Annotated in this window: 12 protein-coding genes; all 12 read left to right on the forward strand. The window is 65.3% G+C overall.

Annotated features, from left to right (window positions below):
- A partial coding sequence (locus Q0X61_RS11595) for a molybdenum cofactor biosynthesis protein MoaE (protein ID WP_297742818.1) occupies positions 1-232 on the forward strand: 232 nt, incomplete at its 5' end.
- Positions 223-960, forward strand: a complete 738-nt coding sequence (locus Q0X61_RS11600) for a HesA/MoeB/ThiF family protein (RefSeq protein ID WP_297742820.1) — start codon at positions 223-225, stop codon at positions 958-960. The genes Q0X61_RS11595 and Q0X61_RS11600, both read left to right, overlap by 10 nt.
- On the forward strand, positions 957-2,156 hold the full coding sequence (gene glp / locus Q0X61_RS11605) for a gephyrin-like molybdotransferase Glp (protein ID WP_297742822.1): 1,200 nt from the start codon (positions 957-959) through the stop codon (positions 2,154-2,156). Before Q0X61_RS11600 ends, glp begins: the two co-directional genes overlap by 4 nt.
- A gap of 4 nt (positions 2,157-2,160) precedes the next feature.
- Positions 2,161-2,634, forward strand: coding sequence for a cyclic pyranopterin monophosphate synthase MoaC (gene moaC / locus Q0X61_RS11610; RefSeq protein ID WP_297742824.1), 474 nt, complete (start codon positions 2,161-2,163; stop codon positions 2,632-2,634).
- A 47-nt stretch (positions 2,635-2,681) separates the two neighbouring features.
- Positions 2,682-2,912, forward strand: a complete 231-nt coding sequence (locus tag Q0X61_RS11615) for a DUF6457 domain-containing protein (RefSeq protein ID WP_297742826.1) — start codon at positions 2,682-2,684, stop codon at positions 2,910-2,912.
- Positions 2,913-3,250: 338 nt separating this feature from the next.
- Positions 3,251-5,761: a DMSO/selenate family reductase complex A subunit gene (locus Q0X61_RS11620; protein WP_297742828.1), complete on the forward strand. Its 2,511-nt coding sequence runs from the start codon at positions 3,251-3,253 to the stop codon at positions 5,759-5,761.
- Positions 5,762-5,772: 11 nt separating this feature from the next.
- Positions 5,773-6,381, forward strand: a complete 609-nt coding sequence (locus Q0X61_RS11625) for a DMSO/selenate family reductase complex B subunit (RefSeq protein WP_297742830.1) — start codon at positions 5,773-5,775, stop codon at positions 6,379-6,381.
- A 1-nt stretch (position 6,382) separates the two neighbouring features.
- Positions 6,383-7,324, forward strand: coding sequence for a DmsC/YnfH family molybdoenzyme membrane anchor subunit (locus Q0X61_RS11630; protein WP_297742832.1), 942 nt, complete (start codon positions 6,383-6,385; stop codon positions 7,322-7,324).
- Positions 7,324-7,965 (forward strand): molecular chaperone, encoded by a 642-nt coding sequence (locus Q0X61_RS11635; protein ID WP_297742834.1) that lies wholly within the window; start codon positions 7,324-7,326, stop codon positions 7,963-7,965. The genes Q0X61_RS11630 and Q0X61_RS11635 overlap by 1 nt, the downstream gene beginning before the upstream one ends.
- The gene (locus Q0X61_RS11640) at positions 7,962-8,876 is read left to right on the forward strand and encodes a hypothetical protein (RefSeq protein WP_297742836.1); all 915 of its coding nucleotides are present in this window, start codon (positions 7,962-7,964) and stop codon (positions 8,874-8,876) included. Before Q0X61_RS11635 ends, Q0X61_RS11640 begins: the two co-directional genes overlap by 4 nt.
- 9 nt (positions 8,877-8,885) lie before the next feature.
- On the forward strand, positions 8,886-9,467 hold the full coding sequence (locus Q0X61_RS11645) for a hypothetical protein (protein WP_297742838.1): 582 nt from the start codon (positions 8,886-8,888) through the stop codon (positions 9,465-9,467).
- A gap of 63 nt (positions 9,468-9,530) precedes the next feature.
- Positions 9,531-9,921 (forward strand): ABC transporter substrate binding protein (locus Q0X61_RS11650; protein ID WP_297742840.1); only part of this gene is annotated, 391 nt, incomplete at its 3' end.

Below are 9,921 nucleotides of genomic sequence, written 5' to 3' on the forward strand. Positions count from 1 at the left end.
CACCGTCGCCGAATTCCAGGAACGCGACGGTGTACACGCCATCGCGGCACACCACCGGGTGGGCGACCTCGCCATTGGCGACACGGCGCTCGTCGTGGTGGTGGGAGCCTCGCATCGGAAGCAGGCGTTCGCGTGCGCGTCGGACCTCGTCGACCGCATCAAAGAAACGCTGCCCATCTGGAAGCTCCAGCGCTTCACGGACGGAAGCGAGGAGTGGTCGCAGTGCCCCTAACCCAGGCGCAACGACGGCGCTACCGCCGCAACATCGACGTGCCCGACCTGGGGGAGCGCGGCCAGGAACGCCTCGTGGCGAGCCGTGTTGTGGTGGTGGGCGCCGGCGGTCTCGGCTCAGCGACGCTGCCGTACCTCGCCGCCGCTGGCGTCGGGCACACCACCGTCGTGGATGGCGACGTCGTCGAGGAAATGAACCTCCAACGCCAGGTGCTGCACCGCGACATCGGCGTGAACAAGGCGCGCTCGGCTGCCGAGACGCTGACGCGCCTGAACCCGGGCGTCGAGGTGGTGGCGGTCGAGGAGTTCCTAACCACCGAGCTGGCCGCGCAACTGTTCCCGAGCGCCGACCTCGTGCTCGACTGCACCGACCAATTCCCCGCGAAGTACCTCATCTCCGACGCCGCCCGCGCGGCCCGCACGCCGCTGGTGTGGGCGAGCGCGGTGGGTATGCAGGGGCAGTGCTCGTTCTTCGGGCTGCCCGACGAGCACGGTGACGAGCTCTGGCTACGGGATCTGCATCCCGTCGAGCCCGAGCCCGGAACGTATCCGACCGCACTCGACATCGGCATCTTGGGCTCCACCGTGGCGCAGGTCGGCACGCTGCAGGTGGGGGAGGCCCTCAAATATTTGGCCGGCTTCGGTGAGCTGCTCGTCGGCAAACTGTGGCTGCTCGACGCGGCAGCATGCCGCTATCACGTGATCCCATTCCGAAAGCGAACCGTATGAGAAGCATCGACGAACACCTCGCCCACGTGCGGGCCCTCGCCCGCGAACTGCCGACCGAGGAGGTGCCGCTCATGCTCGCCGAGGGGCGCGCGCTCGCGCGCAGCCTCGACGCGCTCGTGCCGGTACCTCCGTTCACGAATTCGGCCATGGACGGATTCGCGGTGCGTGGCGTCGACGTGCAGGCGCCGACGACACTCCCCGTCGCCGCCGACATACCCGCGGGCGCATGCGAACCCGCACCGCTGCCGGTCGGTGCCGCCGCGCGCATCATGACGGGCGCCCCGCTGCCAGCCGGCGCGGACACCGTCGTGCCGGTCGAACTCACCGACCAACCTCGCGGCGCCACCCCACTGCCCGAGCGCGTGCGCATCGTCGAGGCAGCCGAGCCAGGCAAGCACGTGCGCGCACAGGGCGAGAACATTCAGGTGGGCGACCCCGGCGTGCCCGTCGGCACGCGTATCGACGCCGCGGTGGCGTCGTCGCTGGCGTCCATCGGGTACGGTTCGGTGCCGGTGTACGCGCGCCCGAAGGTGGCCGTCGTGACCACCGGCGACGAGCTCGTCAGCCCTGGCGAGCCCCTCCAACCCGGCCAGATTCCCGACTCGAACGGGCTGCTCGTCGCGGGGTTGGTGCGACGCTTCGGCTGTGAGGTCGTCGCAGTGCGCCGGGCTGGCGACGACGTCACGGCCTTTCAACAGCTACTCGACGAAGCCTGCGCGGATGCCGACGTGCTCGTCACCACCGGCGGGGTATCCGTCGGGGCCTTCGACGTGGTGCGCGCCACCATCGACGCCGACTTCCACCCCGTCGCAATGCAGCCTGGCAAGCCGCAGGGCAACGGGCGTGTGCGCCTGGGGGGCCACGACATCGCGTTTCTCGGGTTGCCCGGCAACCCGGTGTCGGTGTTCGTCTCCGGGTGGGTGTTTTTGCGCGAACTCTTAGGCGCGTTCTCGGGTCACCAGGAGCCTTGGCCGTCGGTGGCGTGCACGGTGTCGCGCGGCTGGCGCACACCGAATGGTCGCGCCCAGTTCGTGCCCGTGATGCTCGACGGCGACGTTGCGCAGCCCGCCAACGAACGCGTCTCGGGCTCGCATTTGGTGGCCTCGCTCTGGCGCGCCGACGGCTTGGCGTACGTGCCCGTCGAGGTCGACGAAGTTACCCCCGGCAGCACCCTCGACGTCTATCTGGTGAAGTAGGGCCATGAAATTTACGCATCTTGATTCCGACGGCGCCGCCCGCATGGTGGATGTGACGAGCAAGCAACCGAGCGTTAGAGAAGCGACGGCTGTGGCGACGGTGCGCTGCTCGCCCGACGTGGTGGCGGCCCTGCGCGACGGCACCGTGCCGAAAGGCGACGTGCTCGCGGTGGCCCGCGTGGCTGGGATTGCCGCGACGAAGAAGGTGCCCGAGCTGCTCCCGCTGGCACACGTGATTGGTGTGCACGGGTGCGTGGTTGATCTCGCCATCGAAGATCACGGCGTCGATATCCGCGCGACGGTCCGCACCGCCGACCGCACCGGTGTCGAGATGGAGGCGCTCACCGCGGTGACGGTGGCGGCGCTGGCCGTCGTGGACATGGTCAAGGGCGTGGACCGCTCGGCTGAGGTCGTCTCTGCGAAGATCATCGCCAAATCGGGCGGGCGTTCGGGCGATTGGACGCGCCCGGAGGTGTAAGTGTGCCTCGCTGGAGGCACAGCGTCGAAGGTATAAGGAGGAGAGATATGCGCAAAGAAGACCGTAGCGAATGGCGTCCCTTCATCGAGCGCGCGTGCAAGGCCGTTGGCGTTGACCCGGCTGGCATCGACGAGGATCTCATCCTGGAGCTGACCGCCCGCATCGCGCACGAGGGGGAGCGCCCCATGGCGCCGGTGGGCGCGTACATTCTTGGTTTGGCCGTGGCGGCCGGCGGCGACCCTGTGGAGCTACGCGCCAAGATCGAAGACGCCATCTGAGCGCCGCTCCGGTGATTGAGTAGCGGCCGGCGCGCGGAACCGGTGGTTGAGTAGCCCGCGTAGCGGGCGTGTCGAAACCCGGTGGCGCGTCTCGATACGGGCCTTCGGCCCTACTCGACAGTCGGTCGGTGGGGGGGGGACACTCGACGGCCGGGTGGTGCCCGGCGCGCGGTCCCGGTGATTGAGTAGCGGCCGGAGGCCGCGTATCGAAATCACACCCACTTCCAACGGAATGAACAACGAGTTCTACGCCACGGATGTCCTAGTTGCAGCCAAAACTATCGAATGTCGTAGACTGCTGGATTGAAGCTGATCGGTCAACGAGTGCAAGGATGAACATGAGCGCTGAAGCCACAACTGTCGACCGCACCCAGTCTGGGGTGAGCCGTCGCTCCTTCGTCACCTGGTCTGCCGCTCTCGGCGGAGGCGGTGCGTTGGTGGCGAGCAACGCACAGTTCCTGGGTATGCCAGCCAAAGACTCCGTGGCTGCGGCCGTCGAAGGCATTAAAGACGCGAAGACCACCTGGAGTGCCTGCATCGTCAACTGCGGCTCTCGATGCCCGCTGCGGCTGCAAGTAGTCGACGGTCAGATCAAGCGCGTGCTGCCCGACAACACCGGCGACGACTCGTTGCTCGGGCGTCAGATCAGGGCGTGTGTGCGCGGACGCAACATGCGCCAGCGCGTCTACAACCCCAGCCGTATTAAGAAGCCACTGAAGCGCCGTGAGGGCACGAAGCGCGGTGAAGGGGTCTGGGACGAGATCTCCTGGGACGAAGCCTTCCAGCTCTACGCCGACGAGTTAAAGCGAGTCATTAAGGAGCACGGTAACGAAGCTTGCTTCATGGTCTACGGTTCAGGCGTGTGGAACGCGCATGTGTCTGCCGGTGCGTTGCCTAAGCGCATCTTTAACCTCATGGGTGGCCAGCTGAACTACTACGGCAACTACTCGTTCTCGCAGCTCGGTACCATCACTCGGTTCCACTACGGCATGGAGGGCGAGTGTCCGTCGAACTCCATTGAAAACACCGTGCTGCACAGCAAGATGTGGGTGTTGTGGGGACACAATCCACAAGAAACCCGGATGTCAGGCGGCGGCAACCTCTGGACGTCGCTACAAGCGGCGAAGAAGGATGGCCTCCACATTGCGGTAGTTGACCCCCGCCAATCCGACTCCGTCACCGTGCTGGCCGACGAATGGATCGCCCCGCGTCCGGGCACTGACGCGGCGCTGGTAGCTGGAATCATCAAGCACATTCTCGACAACAACCTGCAAGACCAGGAGTTCCTCGACAAGTACTGCGTCGGCTTCGACGAGAAGACCATGCCCGACGGTGTGCCTGCCAACCTTTCCTACCGCTCGTACCTTGAAGGCAAGGGTGAGGACGGTATCGAGAAGACTCCTGAGTGGGCTGCGGAGATCACCGGCGTTCCGGCCGACCGCATCCGTGACTTCGCCACTCGCCTTGCGATCACCAAGCCGGTGAACATTGTGCAGGGTTGGGGCCCACAGCGGCACGCCAACGGAGAGAACCAGGTGCGCGCCATCTACACGCTCGCGGCCGTGCTCGGGCAGGTGGGCATCCCTGGCGGCGGCACTGGCGGCCAAGAGGGGTACCTGTGGCCTAAGACGCCGTGGATTTCCGCAGGCGAGAACCCGATCCCAGATGCGATCTCGAACTTCGGTTGGGTAGACGCCATCGACCATGGCGAGGAAATGACCGCCACGAAGGATGGTGTGCGGGGCACCGACCGTCTGAAGACCGGCATCAAGTTCATGGTGGAGTTTGGCGGCAACATGCTCGCCAGCCAGCATGCCGATAACGGCAGACTGCGCAAGCTGCTCCAAGACGACAGCAAGTGCGAGTTTATCTGTGTGATCGATAACCAGTTCACTCGCTCCTGCGAGCTAGCGGATCTCGTCTTGCCCGACTGCACGACGGCGGAACGCTGGGACCTGGTTCCCAGCGAGTACACCGGCGACATGGCATACCTGATTGCCTGTGAGCCGGCCATCGAACCGCTCTACGATTCGAAGCCTGGCTACGACATCTTCACCGGTATCGCCGAGAAGCTTGGGATCAAGGAAGAGTTCACGGAAGGGCGCGATCTCGAAGGCTGGGCCCGCCACCTTTACGATGAGGGCCGCAAGGAGGTACCCACGCTTCCCGAGTCGTTCGACGACTTCGTTCAGAAGGGCGTCCACCGCTACTATGCTAACGAGGAAAACCCTGAGGAAGGCACCTACGTCGGGCTCAAGGAGTTCCGCGACGACCCCGTCGCCAACCCGCTGGACACCCCGTCGGGGAAGATCGAGATTTTCTCCAAGGAACTGTGGGAGATGAGTAAAACCTGGGAGTTCCCGGAGGCACGCCCAGGCGACAAGGTGTCGGCCATCCCCGAGTACATCGCGACGTGGGAGGGCGCTGAGGAGGCCATGGCCAAGGACGCTAAATACCCCATTCAGCTCATCGGCCATCACTACAAGCAGCGCACCCACTCCACCTACGGCAACCTGCAACGCAACAACGAGCTGCACCCGCAGGCCGTGTGGCTGAACCCGATGGACGCCGAACAACGTGGCATTAAGAACGGCGACATCGTCGGTCTGTTCAATGATCGGGGACGGGTGCACATCCAGGCGAAGGTCACGCCGCGCATCATGCCGGGCGTCGCATCGCTCCCGCAGGGTGCGTGGATCAAATGGGATAAGGACGGGATTGACCACGGTGGCTCGGTGAACGTGTTGTCGAGCATGCATCCCGCGCCTGTTTCGAAGGGCAATTGTCAGCACACGAACCTCGTGCAGGTGGAGCTCGTCAGCTCTGAGCCGGCACCTAAGAAAGCTTGAGGAGACGACTGATGCTGGGCTTTCATTTTGATGCAACTGTCTGTAACGGCTGCAAGGCCTGCAATATGGCCTGTAAAGATAAGCACGACCTTCCCGAAGGCGTGAATTGGCGACGCATCGCCGAGTACACCGGCGGAACGTGGCAGCAACACGGCAACACCTACACCCCCAACGTGTTCTCCTATTACACGTCCATTGCCTGCAACCACTGCGACAACGCGGTATGCATGGAAGTGTGTCCGACGACGGCGATGAGCCGTCGCGATGATGGCACGGTGTACGTCGACGACAGCAAATGCGTCGGTTGTCGCTACTGCGAGTGGGCGTGCCCGTACTCCGCGCCGCAGTTCAACCCGGAGACCGGACATATGAGCAAATGCGACCTGTGCGCCGACTACCGCGAAACCGGGCAAGATCCGGCGTGCGTGGCGGCCTGCCCGGCGCGGGCGCTCGATTGGGGCCCGATCGAGGAGCTGCGAGAGAAGTACGGCGACCAGAGCGCGTTTGAGCCGCTGCCCGATCCGAGCATCACGAAACCGAATCTTGTGATTACTCCACACCGGGATGCGCAACCATCCGGGATGGGCACCGGCCGCATCGCGAACCCGAAGGAGCTGTGAGATGAACCTCCACGAACTCCCGATGATCTTCTTCACCGTCATGGCGCAAATGTCGGTGGGTGCCTTCCTGGTGCTGGGCGTCATCCAGTTGTTCGGCTCCCTGCGGCACGATTCCAAGACCATCGACCGCGTCGCCGACCCGGCGCTCTATGCCATCGGCCCGACGCTCGTGCTCGGCCTGATTGCGTCGATGTTCCATATGAACGACGTGTTCCACGTACTCAACGTGTTCCGCGGTTGGCAGTCGTCGTGGCTGTCGCGCGAGATCATCTTCGGTATGGGCTTCGCCGGCCTTGGCTTCCTGTTCGCCGTCATGCAGTGGTTCAAGTGGGGGAGCGCCAGGCTGCGCCAGGTGCTCGCGGGCCTGACGGCGCTCGTCGGCGTTGGGCTGCTCGTCGTGATGAGCATGATCTACTACTCGCTGCGCACCGTGCCGGCGTGGCACTCGTGGTTTACCCCGGCGCAGTTCATCATCACTGCGGTGCTGCTCGGATCCCTCGCGGTGGGTACGGCATTCATGTTGACGACGCTGTACCACCAGAAGCAGAAGAAGGTGGATATCGACACCACCACGGAGGCTACCGACGACGGAACGGCGAACAGCCTCGTCGCTTCGTCGCTGAAGGGCATTGCGGTGACGGTGATCGTCGCTGGCTCCGCGCTGCTCGTGATGATGCCGATCTACCTGCAGGGCCTGGCCCAAATGGGCGAGATCGGGGCGCTCTCGCTGGAGGCGTACTCCGGGGCGCTGTTCGTGCTGCGGCTCGCGCTCATCGCAGTAGGCGCCGGTCTGCTCGCCGTCTTCATCTATGGGTTCGCCAAACCGCACGCCAACCCCACGCCGCTCACCATCTGCGTCGCCGCCGCGCTGGCGCTCGTCTTCGTCGGTGAGCTGCTTGGCCGCATGCAGTTCTATGAGGCGATGGTCAGGATTGGAATTTGATGCGCCAACACGCAGACGCCTTCGCCGCCGCTTGGACGGCGCTCGCGAGCGTGGTGGGCACCGAGTGCCCGACTGAGCAGATCGTCAGCGTGTTTCGCGATCCGACGATGCTCGCCGCCTGGCCGCTTGCCGACGACGCCGCTGGGCTGGGCGGAGAGCGCACACGGAGCGGCATCGACGCGCTGCAGGCGTCGTCGGAGACGATGCAAGAGATCGACGACGACCACTTCCAGCTCCTGCGTGGACCGGGCATCCCCGCAGCGGTGCCGTGGGGATCAGTACACCTGGGTGAAGAGCAGCTGCTGTTCGACGAGGAAACCTTCGATGTCCGACGCATGTACCAGCGCTTCGGGCTGCAAGCGCCGAAGTTGAACGTCGAACCCGACGATCACGTCTCACTGGAGCTGGAGTTTCTGAGCGAGCTCCTGGTGCGGGGCATGCAGGCGGAAGATAAGGGCGACGCCAGCGCCGACGAGTACTTCGCCGCGCACGACGAGTTCTGCCGCGACCACGTGTTGCGGTGGGTACCCACCTTCTTCGAGCAACTGACCGCGGCGGCGAATACGTCGTTCTACCGAGGTATTGGGCTCCTGGGCCAAGATGCGCTGGCCGCAGCGAAGAGGGTTGTCGTAGCCGAATGAGTGTCGACGGCGTCATCACCTGGGCGCGGCTGTTCGGGGACGGGCGCGTTGTTGAGCTGTGGAGCAGCGACGCACCTCCACCCGCGCGCGGACAACGCGGCGCGGTACCCATTTGCTGGCCGGGAAGCCTCGCCGACGCGCCGCTGCACCTGCCGCTGGAGATGCTCGCACTCGGCGTTGCCGATGTGCGCATCGCGCCCGACGTCGATGACGCCGCGCTCACCTCCCGTATCGAACAGTGGCGCACACTGTTTGCCCTTGCCGGGCGGGAATTGGGCGAGCCGGAGCCGGGCAAAGCGAAGCGCGACGTACTGCACGCCGAGGCGATGCCGACGGTGCAACGTCGCTCGTTGTTCGGGCTCGGGGGCCGCACTACGGAACCAACCGAGCCCACTTGGGAACCCGACCTCTCGGCGACCGACCATCAACGCTTGCGCTCAGCGCTGCGCGTGCTCGCGGGCGATCAGCCCCACCCGGAGGTGCCCGACGACGCACCCGGGCCAGGCGTGCAGCTTGCGGCGGACGGATGCACGGCCCAGGGGCAATGCGTGCAGGCGTGCCCGCAAGGAGCGCTGCAGCTCACGCACACCGACGCCGCCAGCACGCTCCACTTCGACATATCGCTGTGCGACGGGTGCCGCCGCTGCATCGAGTTTTGCGATCAGCGAGCGCTCACCGTCGAGGCTCCCGCGCCTTGGAGCGCCCTCCTCGACGGCGAGTCCGCGCCGCTCACCACCGTCACCACGCGCACCTGCGAGCGCTGCCGAGTGGCCTTCCACCCGGAGGCTGATGAGACGCTGTGCCCGGTGTGCGCCATGCGTCGGGCGAACCCGTTTGGCTCGACGCTCCCGCCTGAAGCCATCGAGCGGCTGCGTCGGATGCGCGGAAACAACCAAGGCCCGATGGCGTAGCGTGAAGCCATGACCGACGATCTCGCGCAACACATGCACACTGCGGCGGCATCGCGTGCCGCCATGTGGGATTGGTGCGCCCGCATCCTGAGCCGCCCGACGCCTGACCTCGTGACCGACCTGCGCGAGGGAATCGTCGCCGACGAACTCGTCGAGCACACGCAGTGGTTGGGGGAGAGCGTCGATGTCTCCGGCCTCGAAGCCACACTCCGCGCGCACGTGCGCCGCTCCGCGCACCGCAGCGAAGCTGACGACCTCGTCGACCTGGACGAGGACTGGCAACAACGACGCGCCGACGACCTCGCCGCCTGGTGCTCAGGTGCCAGCGCGGATGCCTCCCGTGAGGCAACGCTGTGGAAGAGCGGGCAGTTAGCCGAAGCGCGCACGCTGCGTGCGGAACAACACCAAGCGCTCGCGCCGCATGTTGATGCCTTGACCAAGTGGTGTGTGCGGACGCACACCGAAACGCAAGTGCTCGTGATGAAGGTGCTGGCCGAGGTCGTCGCGCTCCACATCGGTGTGGAAGCAGGCCGGGACGTGCGAGGCCTAGTCGGCGACGACGCCAAGCGCCGCCTGCTGTTCGGCGGATAGACATCGCAGCCCGTTGCAGCTGCTCTCCACTAGAGTGAGGCGTCGGTAATCGAAGGGAATTGCATGTACCGCCGCATCCTCATGACCTCCGCACTCGTCGCGACCACGCTGCTTGGCGCCTGCGCCGGTGGCGGCAACGACGGCCCCAGCGGAGGAGCCAACGGTAACTCGCCAGAAACCGTGAAGATCGGCGCCGTGACCATCGTCTCCCATCCCTCCCTGGATCTGATCTACGACGGCGTCGTGGAGGGGCTAGCCGACGCGGGCTACGTCAAAGGGAAGAACCTGCAGATTGAACTGCAAAACCCGCAGGGGGACCAGTCCACGCTCACCAACATCGCCAACGGCTACGCATCCGGTGACGAGGACCTCTACGTCGCAATCGCCACGCCACCAGCGCAGGCGCTCGCGCAGGTGATCGCGGATAAGCCCATCGTGTTCGCATCCGTGACGG

This window comes from uncultured Tessaracoccus sp., assembly GCF_947255005.1.
GTDB lineage: Bacteria > Actinomycetota > Actinomycetes > Propionibacteriales > Propionibacteriaceae > Arachnia.